This window comes from Streptomyces sp. NPDC014995 (genome assembly GCF_043080745.1).
Lineage (GTDB): Bacteria > Actinomycetota > Actinomycetes > Streptomycetales > Streptomycetaceae > Streptomyces.
Genome location: NZ_JBIBVX010000016.1, coordinates 126,980 through 145,828, shown reverse-complemented (window position 1 = coordinate 145,828; position 18,849 = coordinate 126,980). Strand labels below are relative to the sequence as shown.

Sequence of the window (18,849 nt, the reverse complement as noted above, 5' to 3'; positions counted from 1 at the left end):
ATGCCGGTTTTATGGCGATATGCGGGTTACCGTGCCCGCATGCAGATGAACACTCCGCCACGGAACACGATTCGACTGACGCGCCGGGGCCGTCTCGCCCTCATCGCGACCGGAGCCGTCGTGGCCGGCACCGCCGTGGCGGTGCCGCTGCTGAGTCCGGACAGCCACGAGGAGAAGAAGCCGACGTCTTTGGTGATCCCGGAGGGCTGGCGCGCGAGCCAGGTCTACGCGGCCGTCGACAAGGTCCTCGCCCTGCCCGCCGGCACCACCAGGAAGGCGCTGCCGACGGCCGACCTGAGGCTGCCGATCGACGCCGAGGGCAACCCGGAGGGCTACCTCTTCCCGGCGACGTATCCGCTGGACGAGAAGCCGACGCCCCAGGCGCTGCTGAAGCAGATGGTGGACATGGCGAACAAGAAGTTCAACGGAGCGCCGATCGCCGCCGGAGCCCAGCGCAACGCGATGAACGTCTACCAGGCGGTGACCATCGCCAGCATCGTCCAGGCCGAGGCCGCCACCAAGGCGGACATGGGCAAGGTGGCCCGGGTCGTCTTCAACCGTCTGGCGCGCGGCATGCCGTTGCAGATGGACTCCACCATCAACTACGCGCTGAACCGCTCCACGGTGAAGACGACGGCGGCGGACACCCGCATCGAGAGCCCCTACAACTCCTACCAGCGCATGGGACTGCCCCCGACGCCGATCGACAATCCCGGTGAGGACGCGATGCAGGCCGCGATCAACCCGACCCCGGGTGACTGGCTGTACTTCGTCACGGTCAAGCCGGGCGACACGCGCTTCACGGCGAACTACGCGGAACACCAGCGCAACGTCGCCGAGTTCAACCGGAACCAGCGGAGCCCGAAGGTCTCGCAGAGCCCGTCGAAGTCCCGGTGACCGCGGCAGTCCCGCTGACCGCACGTCCGTACGGCCCGCCCGCCCGCACGGCCCGGTGACCGGGCGGGGCGTCAGGCGGCGGCGACCGGCTCCTCGGCGCGCCGGGCGAGCAGCCGCCTGATGTCCCGTACGGCCGCGCGGCCGGCCCGGTTGGCGCCGATGGTGCTCGCGGACGGGCCGTAGCCGACGAGGTGGACGCGCGGGTCGCCGACCGCGCGCGTGCCCTCCACCCGGATACCGCCGCCCGGCTCGCGCAGCCGCAGCGGCGTCAGGTGGTCGATGGCGGCCCGGAAGCCGGTCGCCCACAGGATGACGTCGGCGTCCACCCGCCGCCCGTCCTGCCACTCCACGCCCTCCGGGGTGATCCGGTCGAACATGGGCAGCCGGTCGAGCACCCCGTCCGCCAGCCCCTGCCGGATCGCGTCGTTGAGCGGCAGCCCCGTCACGGAGACGACGCTCTTCGGCGGCAGCCCCTGCCGTACGCGCTCCTCCACGAGGGCGACCGCGGCGCGGCCCGCGTTCTCGTCGAAGGGGCCCTCGCGGAAGACGGGCGGGCGCCGCGTCACCCAGGTGGTGGCGGCCGCGAACGGGGCGAGCTCCAGCAGGTGCTGCGTACCGGACGCTCCGCCGCCCACCACGACCACCCGCTGCCCGGCGAACGCCTCGGGTCCCGGATACTGCGCGGTGTGCAACTGCCGTCCGCGGAAGGTCTCCTGTCCGGGGTAGCGGGGCCAGAACGGCCGGTCCCAGGTGCCGGTCGCGTTGATCAGGGCCCGCGTCGACCACGTGCCGTCGGAGGTCTCCACGAGCAGCCGCCCACCGGCCCCCTCGCGCACGGCCCGCACGTCCACCGGCCGCCGCACGCGCAGGTCGAAGGCGCGTTCGTAGCGGTCGAAGTACCCGGCGACGACCTCGGACGACGGCCGCGCCGGGTCCGCGCCCGTCAGCTCCATACCGGGCAGGGCGTGCATCCCGTGCACCTTGCCGTACGTCAGTGAGGGCCACCGGTACTGCCAGGCGCCGCCCGGGCCGGGGGAGTGGTCCAGCACCACGAAGTCGCGCTCCGGCGCGAAACCGGAGCGCCGTAGGTGATAGGCGCCGGCCAGGCCCGCCTGACCGGCGCCTATGACGACCACCTCGACCTCACGTGTGTTGTTCACGCTTCCACCAACACCGCCGAGGCCGTGGATCTTCCCGCGGCCGTCCCGCGGGCCCGCCGCCACGAGAACCTGCGACGACCCACGAGGACGGCCCACGAGCAGCTACGAGGGCGGCCCACGAGCAGCTACGAGGACACGCGCGGCCGACTGGTCGAGGTGGGCAGGTCGCCGTTGTACCGCCGGTCCACGAAGTCGCCGAAGTGGACCTTCCGTGGAATGAGCCTCAACCCGGTGAGCGAGTCGGCGATCTCGTGCTCGGAGGCGACGAGGGGCTCGTCGACCGCGACCGCGACCGCGATCCGCGTGGATGGGAACGGGCGGGCGCACCTCGTCGCCGCCGCGGCACGGTCGGGAGGCGCGACCGGCGTGCGGGCAGGGTGGGCAGGGCGGGTCGAGGTGGGAACCCGGAGGTGGGAGCGGGAGTGAGAAGGCGTCAGCGGCAGCGGGAGTGAGAAGGCGTCAGCGGCCGCGGCGACACGTGGCGGAGGCCACCCGCAGCAGGTCGATGCGACCGCGCGTGGTGAGCAGGGCTGAACACGACATGCCGCCGAACGTAGTAGCCAGGTGGCGTGGCCATGATCAACGGGCGTCTCGCCCAACGGACCGCGCGTATCACGGGTCGGGCGGTCGGTCGGGTGTGGAATCCGGCGTATGGGTCAGGATGGGGGCATGGCAGATGCGTTCACCACCCGAGTACTGCACATCGCCTCCGGTTCACAGGAGAGGATCGTCGACCTCACCCGGGACTGCGAGTCCTTCCTGCGGGATGCGGCGGTCGGCCGCGACGGCCTCCTGAACGTCTTCGTCCCGCACGCCACGGCCGGCATCGCGATCATCGAGACGGGCGCCGGCAGCGACGACGACCTGCTCGCCGCCCTGCACACCCTCCTCCCCGCCGACGACCGCTGGCAGCACCGCCACGGCAGCCCCGGCCACGGCCGCGACCACGTCCTCCCGGCTTTCGTCCCGCCCCACGCGACCCTGCCGGTCGTGAACGGCAGGCTGGAGCTGGGGACATGGCAGTCGGTGTGCCTGGTGGACACCAATCGGGACAATCCCGACCGTCAGGTGCGGCTGAGCTTCCTCGGGGGTGTGTGATCCTCGGAGCGGATCCTCCTCGGCGCCGCCGGCCCGGTGTGTGCAGGCCCGGGGATCGGCGGCCTGGCGACCGGCTGCGCCGTTCCGGCCGGCACCCGGCCCGCCGGCGGGCGGCCTGAGCCGCCCCTCGTGACGACGGCTTCGCCTTCTGGCAGTCGTAAGCGGCCGATGCCGAAGCGGCTGACGCTGGTGCGCCGTGATACGCGCGCCGGTCGCGCCGACCCCCTGGTGGCGACGGCCGGCCGCCCCTCGCATCCCGGGGCGGGCCCGCGGACGACCGCGGGCCGCCGACGGCACCCGCGGTCCCGGCGGGCGCGACCCTCCGAGGCCACCGCGTGCATGTGCGAAGCTGGATCTCTGATCACGAGGACGACCCTCTTCCGTGTCACGGCGTCGACGCCGTGACGTCAGCCGGGCGCACATCCCGGAAGTCCGATCCGTGTCGCGCCCGGTGACGTCCTGCCGTCGGAGCCGTTCCGAAGCTGGGAGCGGTGAGTACGGATGAGCTCGAGTTCCGCCCATGCCCCGAATCCCCGGCCGGCCGGTACCGGCAACGGGCCTGCCGTCTCCCGCCGGGAGTTCGACGCACTCTTCGATGCGGTGCGCACGTGGGATCGCTGGTCCCCGGCCGACCGCGGTGCGTGGAACCGTGTCACCGCGGACCATGTGCGGCGGGCCGCAGCCGGAGTGCGGTCCGCGACGGTCGTCCCGCTGGCGCTGCCCTGGAACACCCGACCCGGTCCCGGCAACCGCAAGCCCGCCCTGCACCACATGACCGACCTCGGTGACGTGGAGGCGCCGGAACCCTCCACCTACAAGGACTTCCTCGCCGCCGACTACCACGGCAAGGGCATCACACATCTCGACGCGCTCTGCCACGTCGCCTACCGGGGGCGGCTCTACGGCGGCCGCACGGCACACGAGGCCGTCGACGCCGCGGGCGCCCGCTTCGGCGCGGTGTCGACGCTCGGGCCCCTCGTCACGACCGGTGTGCTCCTCGACCTCCCCGCCGTCCTCGGCATCCCCTGGCTGGAGCCGGGGCAGGCGGTGCACGCCGAGGACATCGTCGCCGCCGAGAAGGCGCTCGATGTGACGATCGGCGAGGGAGACGCGGTACTGCTGCGCTCCGGGCACGGCCGCCGACGTGCGGAACTCGGTGCCTGGGACCCCGATACGGCGAGCGCGGGCTTCCACGTGGACGCCGTACCGCTGCTGGCCGAGCGTGGCATCGCGTTGCTCGGCGGAGACGGCGACAGCGATGTACGGCCCTCGCCCGTGGACGGTGTGCACTCGCCGGTCCACGCCCTGGCCGTGGCCGCGATGGGGGTGCCGCTTCTGGACAACCTCGACCTGGAAGAGCTCTCCGCCGCCACTGCCGAGGCGGGGCGGCATGCGTTCCTGCTCGTGGTGGCGCCGCTGAACGTCCCGGGCGGGACGGGTTCGCCCGTCAACCCGGTCGCGGTCCTCTGACGGATCACGGCCCGGTCACCGCACGTGAAGAGCCATACAAATCGTGACTACCGCCTCTTTTGTCCGTATCCTCGTCAATGCTGGATATTTCCCGAAGAGTGGATTATCGAAGGCATGAGGCGGAGCGTGGATCGGTCCGGCGGCGAACCGATACGTGCGGGGCGTGCGACAGACGGCACGGGGCCCTCCCGTTTCCGTGAGCGTTTTCTCCAGGGGGAGCCGGTCGAGGCGGGTGTGCGGACGTCGATCCTGGATTCCTGGCGGCGCTGCCGGATCCTGGGTCTCTCGCCGGACCAGTCCGGCCTTCCCTTCCGGGAGGATTTCGATCCCGACGGACGGGTCGTGCGCGCCGCGGTGCCGGTGCTCGACCGGCTGCAGTACACCTTCGCCGGCACCGCGATCAACATCTCCGTCGCCGACGCGAGCGGAACCGTCCTCCTGCGCCGTTTCGGCGAGGCGTCCCTGGCCAGAGCCCTGCCGGCCATCCAGACCGTCCCGGGGTTCGTCTTCGCCGAGCAGTTCGCCGGTACCAACGGCATCGGCCTCGCCCTGGCGGAGCGCCGGCTCATCCGGGTCTACGGTGCCGAGCACTTCGCCGAGCGCTCCCAGGAAAGCGCCTGCCGCGCGCTTCCCTTCCGCGATCCGCTCAGCGGCCGCATCGAGGGCGTCCTGTGCTTCGGCTATCCGCGCAGCGCCGAGAACCCGGGGCTGGCCACGGTGATACGCAAGGCGGCCGAGGCCATCGAGCGGAGGCTGCTGGGGCAGAGTTCCGCGCGGGAGCGCGCTCTGCTGCGGACGTACCTGGACACCGGGGCCGAGGCCGCCGCAGGCCTTCACCACCGCATCCGGGTGGAGCAGCTGGCTCTGGAGCTGAACTCCCGTGACCGGGCGATCCTCATGGAGAAGGCCGCCGAGCTGATCTCCCGCGCGCAGCGGGCCGCCGTCGACGTGCCCCTGCCCGACGGCCGGCGGATCACCCTCGTGAGCCGCCCGATGACCAGCGCCTCCGGAGTGGAGGGCATCGCCATCGAGGCGGTCCTCCCCGGCCCCTCACCGCGCGAGCCCCTCGCCATCCCGCGCCAGTTCGACGAGCCGCTCCTGGGCTTCCCCGCCGGACCTGCCGGACCCGCCGTCGCCCTCGTCCTCCCGCTCTCCGGCGCCGCCCCCGCCGTCGTGCCGCCCGCGCAACCCTCCGTCACCCCGCCGCCCGCGCACCTTCCCGCCACGGCACCCGGCCGGGCAACCGCGGGCGACGCGGGCGTGACGACCACCGACGTCGACGCAGGGCCGGACGATCATGCCGACTCCCCGCCACCCGCGAGAGGGCTCGTGATGGTGGGGGAGCCGCACGTGGGGACGTACGCCCTGGCCGCGCGGCGCCGACTGGAGCTGCTGTCCGAGGCCAGCACCCGCATAGGCACCACCCTGGACGTGCGCCGCACCGCCCGGGAACTCGCCGAGACGGCGGTGCCGCGACTGGCCGACTTCGTCGTCATCGACCTGCCCGAGGCCGTCCTGCGCGGCGAGGAGTCCGCCGATCCCCGCAGTGACCTGCGCCGGACGGTGGTCCACGGCATCCGCGACGACTGTCCCTTCAGCCCGGTCGGCAAGCGGGTCGACTACGGTCCGACAGCGCCTCAGCTGCGGTGCCTGACCAGCGGGCAGGCAGTGCTGGAACCGGATCTGAAGGCCGCCGCGGGCTGGCTCGCGCAGGACGCCGAGCACTCCGGACAACTGCTGAGCCATGTCCACTCCCTCATCGCGGTGCCCCTGGTCGCCCGCGGCGTCGTGCTGGGCACCGTCGGCTTCTACCGCGCGGAGGATTCCGCCCCCTTCGGGGACGACGACCGCTCGCTGGCCCAGGAGCTCGCCAACCGCGCGGCGCTGTCCATCGACAACGCCCGGCGCTACACGCGCGAACGCACCATGGTCCTCGCCCTCCAGCGCAGCCTGCTCCCGCACGGACTGCCCGACCAGGACGCCGCCGAGGTCGCCCATCGCTACCTGCCCGCCGAATCCGACGTCGGGGGAGACTGGTACGACGTCATCCCCCTGTCCGGCACCCGCGTCGGCCTCTTCGTCGGCGACGTCGTCGGCCACGGCATGCTCTCCGCCGCCACCATGGGCCGGCTGCGTACGGCCGCACGCAGCTTCGCCGAACTCGACTTCCCCCCGGACGAGGTCCTCACCCACCTCGACAACCTCGTGGGACGCCTGGACCGCGAGGACGCCGCCGCCGAGGCCACCGGCATCATCGGCGCGACCTGTCTGTACGCCATCTACGACCCGACCTCGCAGCAGTGCACCATGGCCCGCGCCGGCCACCCCCCGCCCGCCCTGGTCCGCCCCGACGGCACCGTGTCGTTCCCCGACCTGCCCGCCGGGCCCCCGCTCGGCCTCGGGGGCCTGCCCTTCGAAGCCGCAGAGATCCACCTCCCCGAAGGCAGCCAGCTGGTGCTCTACACCGACGGGCTGATCGAGGACCGCCACCGCGACGTCGACGTGGTGCTCGACCAGCTGCGCGGGGCCCTGGCCCATCCGGAGCGCGCGCCCGACGAGACCTGCCAGGCGGTCCTCGACGCCGTGGCGCCCGCCCACCCCTGCGACGACATCGCCCTGCTCGTCGCCCGCACCCACGCCCTGGACCCCCGGCGGATCGCCACCTGGGACCTGCCCGCGGACCCGGCCCTCGTCAGCGAGGTCCGTTCCTCCGCCACCCGGCAACTGGTCGACTGGGGACTCGACGAGGCCGCGTTCGCCGCCGAACTGATGCTCAGCGAGCTGGTCACGAACGCCATCCGCCACGGTGCCGGGCCCATCCGGGTACGGCTGCTGCACGACCGCACACTGATCTGCGAGGTCTCCGACACCAGCAACACCGCCCCGCATCTGCGGCGGGCGGCCAGCACCGACGAAGGCGGTCGCGGCCTGTTCCTCGTCGCCCAGCTGGCACAGAGCTGGGGCACGCGCTACACGCCGGAGGGCAAGGTCATCTGGGCCGAATGCGGACTCGACGGCGTCTGAGGGACTGAACGGCGGGGCGGCACGCACTGGCCCGTTGGAGTCACCGAGACCGGCAAGATGCCTGAAATGCTGTGATATATCCGGCTAGGATCGCTGACACACGTCGGAAGAACTCGCCAGGCCGACCCCCCGGAGATGTCCGTGCACGACACCCACGACACCTCTGCGCAGACGGTTCCGCCCCCGGGGACGGAACCTCTGGTCCGTATCCGCGGGCTCGCCAAGCGGTTCGGCGGGACCGTGGCGCTGGCCGGAGTCGACCTCGACGTCCAGGCCGGCAGCGTCCTCGCCCTCCTCGGTCCCAACGGAGCCGGAAAGTCCACGCTCATCAAGGTGCTCGCCGGCGTCCACCACGCCGACTCGGGGCGGATCACGGTGGACGGGCACCCGCTCGGGAGCCATGCCGCGTCCCGCGGCATGTCCTTCATCCACCAGGATCTCGGTCTGGTGGAGTGGATGACGGTCGCCGAGAACATCGCCCTGAGCACCGGATATGCACGCCGCGCCGGACTGATCTCCTGGCGGCGGACCCGGGAGCGGTGCGCCGAGGCCCTGCGGATCGTCGCCGGACATCTCGATCCCGACGCACCCATCGCCCAGCTACCCCCGGCCGAGCGTTCCCTGGTCGCCATCGCACGAGCACTGGCGGCACGGGCGAAACTCATCGTCCTCGACGAGCCGACCGCCCGCCTCCCGGCCGCCGACTGCGCCCGGCTGTTCCACGTCCTGCACGCCCTGCGCGACCGCGGGCACGGCATCCTCTACGTCAGCCACCGCCTGGACGAGGTGTACGAGGTCGCCGACACCTTCGCCGTCCTGCGCGACGGCCACCTCGTCAGCCACGGCTCGCTGTCGGACCACACCCCTGCCCGCCTGGTGCACGACATCGTCGGCGAGGAACTGGCCGGCCACCGCCCCGCCACGGTCCCGGCCGGCGGCCCGGCCGTCCTGACCCTCGACGGCGCACGGACAGCCGGCGCGGGACCGGTCGACCTCGAGCTCAGGGCCGGAGAAGTCCTCGGTCTGGTCGGCCTCTCCGGCGCCGGACACATGGACCTGGGCCGCGCCCTCGCGGGTGCCGAGCCCCTGCTCGGCGGACGCGCCCTCCTCGGCGGCCGCCCGTACCGTCCCCGTACGGTCGCCGACGCCGTCGCGCTGGGTGTCGCCTTCGTCCCCGGCGACCGACAGCGGGAGGGCTGCCTCGCCGAGCTGACCGTACGGGAGAACCTCCTGGCCAACCCCCGTGCCGGCGGCCGGTCCGCGCCACGCTGGATCAGCCCCCGCCGCGAACGCGCCGAGGCCGCCACCCTCGTCGAACGGTTCGCGGTGCGTCCCCGCGACAGCGAGGCGACCATCGCCACCCTGTCCGGCGGAAACCAGCAGAAGGTCATGATCGGCCGGTGGCTCCGGGTGGGCCTGCGGCTGCTGATCCTCGAGGAGCCGACGGCGAGCGTGGACATCGGCGCCAAGGCCGCCATCCACCGACTGCTCGACGAGGCGCTGGCCGCCGGTCTCGCGGTTCTCCTCATCTCCACCGACTTCGAGGAGGTCGCGGGCGTGTGCCGACGCGCCCTGGTCTTCGTCCGCGGGTCCGTGACGGCCGAGCTGAGCGGTCCGGCCCTCACGGCCGCGGGGCTCACCAGGGCGGCTTCGGCCATGCCTCCCTCCGCGACCGCGACGAGCCCATGACCGCCCCGCCCTCCCCGCCACCGCGTCGACGGGACCTGCTGGGCCGACTCGGCCGACGGGACGGGCCGAGCCGCCCGGGCGGGCACCTCGTCGGCGCTTACGGCCTCCTGGCCCTCACCGCCCTGCTCTTCCTGATCTTCTCCCTCACGCTGCCGCGCACCTTTCCCACCCTGGACACCGTCGACTCGATCCTGTCCAACCAGTCGATCCCGGCCGTTCTCGCGCTCGCCGCCATGGTCCCCATCGTGACCGGAGCGTTCGACCTCTCCATCGGCTACGGGCTCGGCCTGGCGCACGTCATGGTGATGCAGCTCGTCGTCCACGAGGGGTGGCCCTGGCCGCTCGCCTGCCTCGTGGTGATCGTCGGAGGGGGCGTCGTCGGAGTCCTCAACGGTGTCGTCGTCGAGTTCGGGCGGATCGACTCGTTCATCGCCACTCTCGGGACCGGCAGCATGCTGTACGCGCTCACCGGCTGGATCACCGACGGCGGCCGCATCGTCCCCGGCCCGCAAGGCCTTCCGGCCGCCTTCACCGACCTCTACAACTCCACCTTCCTCGGCCTTCCGGTCCCCGCCTTCTACGTCCTCGCGCTCGCGGTCGCCCTCTGGCTGGTGCTGGAACGGCTGCCGCTCGGCCGCTACCTGTACGTCGTCGGGTCCAACCCACGCGCCGCCGACCTCGTCGGCATTCCGATCCGCAAGTACACCGTCTGCGCCTTCGCCACCTCGGGGCTGATCGTCGGCTTCGCCGGAGTGCTGCTCGCGGCCCAGCAGCAGATCGGCAATCCGAGCGTCGGCCTCGACTATCTGCTGCCCGCCTTCGTCGGCGCCCTCCTCGGCTCCACCGCGATCAAACCCGGCCGGCCCAACGCCATGGGCACCGTGGTCGCCGTCGCCGTCCTCGCCGTCGGTCTCACCGGCATCGGCCAGATGGGCGCCGATTTCTGGACGATCCCGCTGTTCCACGGCGGCACCCTGCTCCTCGCCGTCGGCCTGGCCGGTTACGCCGCTCGCCGCCGGCTGCGCACCGGCGCCGTCGCGGCCCGTGACTCGCCCGCCGTGACGCCCGAGCCGCCGCCCTCCCCGACGCGGGACGACGGCACGGCGGGCGGCACCCCATGACCCAGGCCGCGGTCATCACCACCGCGCTCGGCCACATGTCTGCGCTCATCCCCCGCGAGGAGCCTTCGTGAACGACAACCGCAAGGCCATGCCCGGCGGCTTCAAGGCCCGGTCCGCCGCCACCCTGCTGGCCGCGGCCATCCTCCTGGCCGGATGCGAACGCGGCTCGTCGAGTGACCCGGCGGACTCCACCTCGGGCCCGAGCGGCTGCCCCGCGGTCCAGGCCAGGGCCCAGGCCGCCGTCAGCCGGGCGGAGCGGACCGACGTCCCCTGGAACGGACCGACCAGCGGCCCCGGGGCGGTGGCCGGCAGGACCATCGTCTACGTCGCCCAGACCATGACCAACCCCGGAGTCGCGGGCGCGGCGAACGGCGTGCGGCAAGCCGCGCGGGTCATCGGCTGGAACGTCCGGGTGATCGACGGCGGCGGTACCCCAGCCGGCATCCAGGCGGCGATGAGCGATGCCGTGGCGCTCAGGCCCTCGGGCATCGTCATCGGAGGCTTCGACCCCAACTCGACCTCGCAGCAGGTGGCCCGGGCCAACGCGGCACGCATCCCGCTCATCGGCTGGCACGCGGTCGCTTCCCCCGGCCCCAGCCGACGGCCCCAGCTCTTCACCAACGTCACCACCGAGGTCGAGGACGTGGCCCGGGTCAGCGCGCAATGGGTCATCTCGGACTCCCACGGCACCGCGGGGGTCGTGATCTTCACCGACGCCTCGATCCCCTTCGCCAGGAACAAGTCCGAACTGATCAGGAAGGAACTCGCCACCTGCTCGGGCGTGAAGCTGCTGGCGTACCAGAACATCCCGATCCCGGACGCGAGCAGCCGCACGCCCCGGGAGGTCTCCTCGCTCCTCTCCCGCTTCCAGGACAGGTGGACCCACTCCGTCGCCATCAACGACCTGTACTTCGCCGACGCGGCCCCGGCGTTCCGCGCGGCCGGCAAGAAGGGTTCCGGCCCGCCCTTCAACATCGGCGCGGGTGACGGCGATCCCTCCGCCTTCCAGCGCATCAACAGCGAGCAGTACCAGGCGGCCACCGTGCCCGAGCCGCTGACCCTGCAGGGCTGGCAGATCGTCGACGAGTTCAACCGGGCCTTCTCCGGCCGCCCGGCCAGCGGATATGTCGCCCCCGTCCACATCACCACGGCCGGCAACAGCGACGGCGCCACGACCTGGAACCCGTCGGGGTACCAGGAGGCGTACCGGAAGATCTGGGGCAAGTGACAGCGGCGTCGGGGACTGGCGGCGGGGGAGCCGGCCGACGCCCCCCGACCGCCGTCAACAGGTGGCGGCGACGACGGGCCGGGTGGGCCGGTGGTGCGTACGGGCGTGGTGGGCGGGCCGGCGCGGGGCGGAGGCGGACGAGTCCGTGGATGCGCCCGTGGGCGTGCCCGCGCCGTCGGCGATCGCCGTGGCCATGTCCCGTCGGCCGTCCGCGAAGACGAACAGGCGGAGGACCAGGAAGCGGCCGGTGCCCGCCAGGGCGGAGGCGCCGAGGTACACGGTCTGCTGCGTGAACAGGCCGGGCGACGACTGGACCGTGTGCAGAACGACCATCGCCGAGCAGGTCACCACGTAGGCGGCCGTGGCCGAACCGGCGGACTGCAGGTGGCGGCGCCAGCCCGCGCGTCGCCCGGTGCCGAAGGTGAAGAGGGCGTGCAACTCGGTGCACAGGAGGGTGGAGGCGACCGTGATCACCGCGTTCGCCAGGGCCCAGGGCATCAGCGTGGCCAGCAGGGGTACGGCGGCCCCGGAGAGAAGGCCGACCCCGCCGCCGCAGACCACGAACCGGACGAACGATGCGAGGGCGCCCGGCTTCGACGGGGACGGCGACTCCATGACAATTTCCTTCCGGGCGGTGCACGAACCTCTGGCGGACTCGGCTGACCCCGGCCGGGCTCGTTCGGGCCTCAACCGGGCTGCACATCAACCGCGTTGAACGATGCCGTGGTCCGGCCGCCGGAACGAGGGAGTGGGCCACCGAACCGGAGGTAGGGCTGGCACCACCACGAGGGTCGGGTTATGCCGCCAACACGCCGACGTTCCGCAGCGCCGGCGATCCCCGCACGCCGGTCATCCGGCCGGAACCGCGCGACGGCGTCCCGTGCGCGCCGTTCGAGGAGGACGGGCGATGACGAACGGCGGAGGCGCCCCGGGTGGCGGGCGGCGGCGGTCGGCGGAGGCGCATGGACAGACGTGCGGCGTCGGCTGTTTGCTCGCCGGGTCCGACACGGGCCTGTTCGTGGTTCCGGTGTTCCGGCAGGGCCATGCCCTCGCCCGCCCTGCCGGCCCCGAACCCGGTGAGCAGGAGCCGACCGCTCAGCCCATGCTCTTCGCGCCGTCCAGGGACTCCCGGATGATGTCGGCGTGACCGGCGTGCTGCGCGGTCTCGCCGATGACGTGGATCAGCACCCGGCGGGCCGACCACCGCGTGCCGGGCTCGTGCCACGGGGCCGGCGGCAGCGGGTGGGACGCGTCGAGGTCGGGCAGGCTGGCGACCAACTCGTCCGTACGCCGGGCCACTTCCGCGTACGCCTCCAGCACACCGGCCAGCGTCTCGCCGGGCAGCAGCCGGAACTCGTCGGCACGCCTGGCCCAGTCGGCCTCGGTCATCTTGGTGAAGTCGCCCATCGCCGACGGGCCCTTCAGGATGAAGTCCATCCAGCCCCGCTCGACCGAGGTGACGTGCTTGATCAGGCCGGCCAGGCACAGCTCGCTCACCGTGGTCCTGCGCCCCGCCTGCTCGTCGGTGAGCTCGCGGGTGGTGAAGCGCAGGAAATGCCGGTGGTGGGCCAACGCCTCCAGCAGGTCGGCGCGCTCGCCGGTCGGGGCGAGGGGGGTCGGGGCATCGAGGGGCTTCGTCGAGTTCATCGTCTCCGGCTTCCGTCGGTGGTGTTCCGTGGACGAGCACCACGTTAGAAGTCATAGAGGTCAGATCCTGACCTAATCGGCGACCTGAACGGCCGGGAGGCCAGAAGGGGACAACGCGGCAGCGGCGCCTCCCCAGGCCGCCGCGCACAACCCCCGTTCCACCTCGTCCGTGTACAGCGCGGCGGCCAGCCAGGAGCGCGCGAAACGGTCCGTGTCCGCCGGGAGGAGGCGTCCGAAGGCGTCGCGGGAACGGTCCGCGGCGGCTGCCTCCAGCTCGTCGAGGAGATCGCCCGCCGTGGCGAGGCCGAGGCGGCGCAGACGGGCGCTGTCGCCCGACCCGCTGCCGGGGAAGGCCAGTACCCGGCGCCCCCCGGACACCGCCTGCTGGACGCGCCGACGCAGCAGGTGCAGCGGGGCCTCGTCCACCACGGGAGCGACCGCGCCCGGCGGCTGGGCCGTCTCCGGGGGCAGGTCCGCCCGCTGGAGTCGGTCCAGGCCGAGGTCCACCCGGGCGGTGGAGTCGGTGGGGTGCTCTGCGGCGAGCAGCAGGGCGCGGGGGAGCGGTCCGGGGGCCAGACGGGCGATGATCCGCAGGCGGCTGCCCGGTGCGGCGGCCAGGAGGCGGAGGTTGTCGCGGTAGGGGAGGGCGGGGTCGTCGTGGGCGGTGACCAGCCGCAGGGCCAGCCCGTCGCAGTCGGCCAGCAGGCAGTCGCCCGTCGCCTCCCGGACCGTGCCCCGGAGGGTCACGTCGAGGAAGAGCAGGTCGTGGCCGTCGTTCAGGGCCCGGGTCACCTGCTCGGCGACGGGCACGGCCCACAGCCGGTCCAGCGGCTCGCCGTGCCAGGACGCGCCGGACGCGCGGACCGCCCGTACCCCCGCCCCCGCGCCGAGCCGGCCCGTCGGGGAGACGGTCGCACCCGACACGGCGAGGCCGGCGCGCGACAGTTCACGGTGCGTCAGGGCGGTGTCGCCGATCCGTACGGCCCGGTCGGCGGCGCCGGTCGCGCGCGCCGGGCCGCCCGGTGCCACGTCGGAGACCGTGTGGAGGCGCCCCTCGGCGTCGGCGGTCCAGGTGACGGCGCCCGCGTACCCGGTCGCCGTCAGGACCGGCTCGGAGAAGAGCCCGTACAGACGCAGGGAACCGTCCGGGCGGTACGGCTGCCGTGCCGTGCCCCTCAAGTCGGCCAGGTCCGGGCCGGTGGTGTGGGGCAGGCGGTAGGTGACGCCCAGGACCTCCCGCACGGCGCTCGTGAGGTCGGCGAGGCGGTACGCGGGATCGGCGGAGCGGGCCGCGCGCACCCCGGTGACCACGGAGACCGCCGCGGCGGAGGCCCGCGGGAGGCCCGCGAGGCGTGCGGTGTGCGCGGCGCGCAGCAACTCCGCCTGGAGCACGGCGCCGGCACCGTCGGTGCCCGCATCGAGGACGGCGGACGCCGCGTCGAACACGGCCCGTGCGGCGGCGCGTTGGTCGGCGGTGGCGGTGGCGGTGGCGGTGGCGGTCTCGGCCTCCGCTTCCGTTGCCGTTCCCTGCGGGGTGTCCTCCTGGCGGGTGGTCGCGGCCGGAGCGTCGGTCGCGACCGGGGCGGCCGAGGCCGCGGCCGCACGGTGCAGGCAGTCCGGGGCCAGCAGGCAACCGCAGCGGATCGCGTCCGCGCCGGTCACCGTGCCACCGGGCGCGTGCAGTTCGAGGTCGGTGTCGTCGTCGACGGCGATCCGTACGATGTCGCCCTCACGGACCACCGGACGCGCCGCGAGTTTGGCGACGCCCGCGTCCAGCCGCTTGCGCAGCCGGGGCGAGAGCGCCCCGACGAGTTCGGCGGTGACGGACGGGTCGACCGGCGGCAGGCCCGGGCTCGTACGATCCGGGGACGGGTCCGGATTCGTGCGACCAGGAATCAGGTCCGGGCTCATGCGATCTTCTCCCCTACCCAGCGGGCGAGTTCGAGCGGACTGAGGGCGGCGACGGGCATGCCCGCCCCGACGAGCTGACCCGCGACGCCCGTGGAGTAGCGGGGCCGGCCCGTGTCGTCGAGGCTCGCGCAGCCCAGCACGTGACAGCCCGCCCCGACGAGCGCGCGGACCTCGGCGAGCAGGCCGCCCAGCGGGTAGCCCTCCTCGAAGTCGCTGACGACCACGACGAGGGTCCGCGACGGCACGGTGACCAGTTCCCGCGCGTGCCGCAGCCCCGCCGCGATGTGGGTGCCGCCGCCCACGCTGACCTCCAGCAGCAGCGACAGCGGGTCCTCGACATGCCCGGTGAGGTCGATGACCTCGGTGGAGAAGGCCAGGAAGTGCGTCGACAGGGTCGGCACCCCGGCCAGCACCGAGGCGGTCAGCGCCGCCCACACCGTGGACGCCTCCATGGACCCCGACACGTCCGTCACCAGGATCAGCCGCCAGTCGGCGGCCCGCCGCGCCCGCGCCCGGAAGACCGGGCGTTCGGGGATCACCTGGACCGTGCCGTCCGGGCCGCGGCGCGCGGTCGCCAGGTTGGCCCGCAGGGTGCGGGGCAGGTCGAGGCCGCCACCGGGCCGCCTGCTCGGCCGCGGCAGGGCCGTACCGTGCAGGGCGGGGCGCAGCCGGGTGGCCAGCTGCCGGGTCAGTGCGTCGACCAGCCGCCGTACCAGCGGACGCAGTGCCGCCAGCCGGGCCTCGGGCAGCCCCCCGGCATGCCGCAGCACGGTCCGCAGCAGGTCCACCGAGGGCCGCACACTGTCCGCGTGCAGCTCGGTGAGGACGTCCTTGCGGCCCGACGCGGCGGCCGCCGCCAGCACTTCCTCCCGGATGCCCGGCCCGAACAGCGCGGCCAGCTCCTCCGACCACTCCCGCACCCCGGGGTACGGCACCTCCCGGCCGCCTCCGGCCCCCGCCCCGGTGAGGTCGCCCCTGCTGCCCTCCCCGCGCCCGCTGCCGTACAGCTCGTCCAGCGCGGTCGCCAACGGGGCGGCGGAAGAAGGCAGCCGGTCCGTACGGCGGCCCAGGACGAGCCGCCAGCGGTCGGCGGGCGCCAGCAGGTGATCCTCGCGCCGAACCACAGCGGCCTGCGCGGTGACGTCCTCCTCGGCACGGGCCGGCGCGGGCAGCAGACCCAGCGTCCGCAGGGTGTCACGGGCGGCGAGGTCCGCCCGGGTCCAGACGGCGAGCGCGGCCGGGTCGACGCCGTCGGTGTCTGCGACGTGCGCCGCGTCGAGCCGTTCCTCGACGGCCGCCAGGAGGCGGTCGCGGGCCGCGGGACTCAGCGTGTCGAAGCCGCCCCGCAGCGCGGGAAGCCGGTCGAGGAACTCCCGGTCGGGCAGCTCGGACACCCGGTTGAGCAGGGGCTCCAGCGCGGGCGCCGCCGCCTCCAGCAGCGGGCCCGCGGCGGTCAGCAGCCCGCTGAGCCGGGCGGTGAGCGCCGCCCGGGAGTCGGGGTCGGCGGCCCCGTCGACCCAGGAGGCCACCCGGTCGCCGAAGGCCCGCGCGTCCTCCTGCCCGAGCAGCACCCGGACGGCCCCGGCGGCGCCGCGCATCAACGGCGAGCCGTCGGCGGCCAGCCGGGCCAGCGCGTCGGTGAGCCGGATGCCGCCCAACAGGTCCGCCCGGTGGGCCAGTTCGAGCAGCGCGTGCGCGTCGGCGGGGTCCTCGGACCCGGTCAGGCCGTCCACCTGCCGCACCGCCGACGAGGTGAGCAGCCCGGCCACGGCGGCCGCCCGGTCCGTACGGTCGTCGTCGGCGCCGAGTCCGGGGATGTGACCGGCACGCAGCCGGTCCAGCAGGGCCAGCCCGGCGAGGAGTTCGGGCAGGGCGCCGGCCAGGGGCAGCACCTCGGCGACGTCGTCGAGCCGCTCGTCCACGAGCGCGGGCAGACCGCACTCCGCCGCCCGCGCGAGCCCTTCCAGGCACTGCGCGGCCGTCGGCCCGCCCTCGTCCCGCTGCCTGCGCCGCCGCTCGCGCAGCACCCCCTCGGCGGCCTGCGCGGGCGTGACCCCGCGGACGCCGGCCGCGGCCAGCATGGCAGCCGTCGCGGGCGTCCAGCGGACTTCCCAGCGTGCGGTGAGGGCCTCGGCGCCGCCCGCGCCGACGACCTCCTTGGCCTCCGCATACGGCACCCCGCACACCGTCAGCCGGCGCAGCAGCAGCTCACGGCGCCGGTCGAGGTCCGACCGCAGCGGGTCGAGACGCAGGTCACGGCCCGTGCCGGGGCCGCCGGCCGCCGGGCCCGGCAGACCCAGCTCCGCCACCTCGGCCTCCACGGCAGGGGCGAGACCGCTGCGGGGCGCGTCCGGGGCGGGGCGCCCGGTGCGCGTGCCGACGAGCACCCGCTCCATGGCCCGCGCCACGGCCCGCCCCCGCCCGTACGGCTCGCCCTGCGCCAGCACCGTCTGCACGGCCTCGACCAGCTCCCCCCGGCCCGCCGCGGGCAGGCCGCGCAGCCGCGCCAGGTCCGACGCGAGCCGGCTGATCTCCCGCGCGTCGGCGGGCCCCGACGGATGCCCGAGGCTCCGCAGCTCCGCACAGATCCGTACGGCCGCCCGCGTCAGCGCCTCCTCCAGCGCCGCCGGATCACCCGCCGCGCGCAGGACCATGTCCTGCCACTCGGGATCCCGGATGCCCGCCGGATAACCGGACCGTTCGTCCAGGAGGGAGTAGGCGTACGGGATCAGCGAGGTCGTCCACACGGGACCCGCGGGGCCGTTCACACCCGGGGCGGCCCCGGTGTCCCGCGCCGCGTGCCGCCCCACCAGCGCCGGGGCGTGGAAGGCGCCGACCACCACGGCGGCCCGCTCCCCGTGCGCGGTGGCCTCGGCCAACCGGGCCCGCATCCACCGCTCCCGCCGCAGGTCCAGCTCGGGCACCCCGCCCGAGGCGGCCGCGTCCTCCCGCAGCGCCCAGCCCGTCAGCAGCGCCGCCCGGCGCAGCGCCTCGGGAGGCGAGCCCGGGGCGGTCGCCTCGACCAGCCGGTCCCACAGGTCGTCCCCGGGACGACCCGTCAGCCCGGCCCGCAGGGCGGCGGCGAGCCCGGGGCCGCCGCCGTCCTGCGCCGAGGCACGCCGCCCCTCCTCCCACGCCCGGTCCGCGAGCGGCAGATCGCAGGCGATCACCGGCACGCCGTGCCGGAAGGCCCACCGGACGGCGGCCAGTTCGGGCGAGAAGTCGGCGAACGGATAGAACGCCGGCCCCCCGCCCCCGCTCCCCTCCCCGGGTGCGGCGGCGAGCGCCACCGGGGCCCGCGTCTCCTCGTGCCCGAGCCAGGGCAGCCATTCCTGCATCTCGGCCGGCAGCTCGACGAGCAGCACGTCCGGCTTCGCGTCGTCGAGCAGCACGGGCACGGCGGCGGCCAGGGAGGGCGCGTGGTGCCGTACGCCGACGAGGTAGGGCACCGTCGGACCGGTGAGGGCGGCGAGGGCCTCGTCGGGGACGGCCGGGGAGCCGGCCACGCCTGCGGAGCCGGGCGCGCCCGGCTCGACGCCGGGCGACGCGGCCGGCTCGGGGCTGGGGGACGCGGCCGGCTCGGGGTTGGGGGAGAGGGACACCG

12 protein-coding genes and 1 pseudogene are annotated in these 18,849 nt (G+C 74.3%); 7 read left to right on the top strand and 6 right to left on the bottom strand.

What is annotated here, in order from left to right:
- Positions 1-39 precede the first annotated feature (39 nt).
- Complete coding sequence (gene mltG, locus ACF1A1_RS29820) at positions 40-897, top strand: endolytic transglycosylase MltG (RefSeq protein ID WP_392004108.1); 858 nt, start codon at positions 40-42, stop codon at positions 895-897.
- 71 nt (positions 898-968) lie between these two features.
- Here mltG and ACF1A1_RS29815 read toward each other — a convergent pair whose 3' ends face one another.
- Positions 969-2,057: an NAD(P)-binding domain-containing protein gene (locus ACF1A1_RS29815; protein ID WP_392004107.1), complete on the bottom strand. Its 1,089-nt coding sequence runs from the start codon at positions 2,055-2,057 to the stop codon at positions 969-971.
- A 125-nt stretch (positions 2,058-2,182) separates the two neighbouring features.
- Positions 2,183-2,362: pseudogene (locus tag ACF1A1_RS29810) on the bottom strand (ABC transporter substrate-binding protein); the annotation flags it as partial.
- A 364-nt stretch (positions 2,363-2,726) separates the two neighbouring features.
- Between ACF1A1_RS29810 and ACF1A1_RS29805 the strand changes: the two are divergent.
- From ACF1A1_RS29805 to ACF1A1_RS29780, 6 genes are all read left to right on the top strand, one after another.
- Entirely contained in the window at positions 2,727-3,155 is a 429-nt protein-coding gene (locus ACF1A1_RS29805; RefSeq protein WP_392004106.1) for a secondary thiamine-phosphate synthase enzyme YjbQ, read from the top strand.
- 501 nt (positions 3,156-3,656) lie between these two features.
- Positions 3,657-4,625, top strand: coding sequence for a cyclase family protein (locus ACF1A1_RS29800; RefSeq protein WP_392004105.1), 969 nt, complete (start codon positions 3,657-3,659; stop codon positions 4,623-4,625).
- Between the two features lie 114 nt (positions 4,626-4,739).
- Entirely contained in the window at positions 4,740-7,649 is a 2,910-nt protein-coding gene (locus tag ACF1A1_RS29795; protein WP_392004104.1) for a SpoIIE family protein phosphatase, read from the top strand.
- A 135-nt stretch (positions 7,650-7,784) separates the two neighbouring features.
- The gene (locus ACF1A1_RS29790; protein ID WP_392004103.1) at positions 7,785-9,338 is read left to right on the top strand and encodes a sugar ABC transporter ATP-binding protein; all 1,554 of its coding nucleotides are present in this window, start codon (positions 7,785-7,787) and stop codon (positions 9,336-9,338) included.
- Positions 9,335-10,459, top strand: coding sequence for an ABC transporter permease (locus ACF1A1_RS29785; protein WP_392004102.1), 1,125 nt, complete (start codon positions 9,335-9,337; stop codon positions 10,457-10,459). Before ACF1A1_RS29790 ends, ACF1A1_RS29785 begins: the two co-directional genes overlap by 4 nt.
- 88 nt (positions 10,460-10,547) lie before the next feature.
- The gene (locus ACF1A1_RS29780; RefSeq protein WP_392004165.1) at positions 10,548-11,687 is read left to right on the top strand and encodes a substrate-binding domain-containing protein; all 1,140 of its coding nucleotides are present in this window, start codon (positions 10,548-10,550) and stop codon (positions 11,685-11,687) included.
- Between the two features lie 54 nt (positions 11,688-11,741).
- Here the strand turns inward: ACF1A1_RS29780 and ACF1A1_RS29775 are convergent, their stop codons facing one another.
- The 4 genes from ACF1A1_RS29775 to ACF1A1_RS29760 all read right to left on the bottom strand — a co-directional run bounded on the left by ACF1A1_RS29775 (position 11,742) and on the right by ACF1A1_RS29760 (position 18,847).
- Complete coding sequence (locus ACF1A1_RS29775) at positions 11,742-12,302, bottom strand: hypothetical protein (RefSeq protein WP_392004101.1); 561 nt, start codon at positions 12,300-12,302, stop codon at positions 11,742-11,744.
- Positions 12,303-12,782: 480 nt separating this feature from the next.
- Positions 12,783-13,334, bottom strand: a complete 552-nt coding sequence (locus ACF1A1_RS29770) for a DinB family protein (RefSeq protein ID WP_392004100.1) — start codon at positions 13,332-13,334, stop codon at positions 12,783-12,785.
- Positions 13,335-13,406: 72 nt separating this feature from the next.
- On the bottom strand, positions 13,407-15,245 hold the full coding sequence (locus ACF1A1_RS29765) for a hypothetical protein (RefSeq protein WP_392004099.1): 1,839 nt from the start codon (positions 15,243-15,245) through the stop codon (positions 13,407-13,409).
- Entirely contained in the window at positions 15,242-18,847 is a 3,606-nt protein-coding gene (locus ACF1A1_RS29760; protein ID WP_392004098.1) for a DUF5682 family protein, read from the bottom strand. Before ACF1A1_RS29760 ends, ACF1A1_RS29765 begins: the two co-directional genes overlap by 4 nt.
- Positions 18,848-18,849 lie beyond the last annotated feature (2 nt).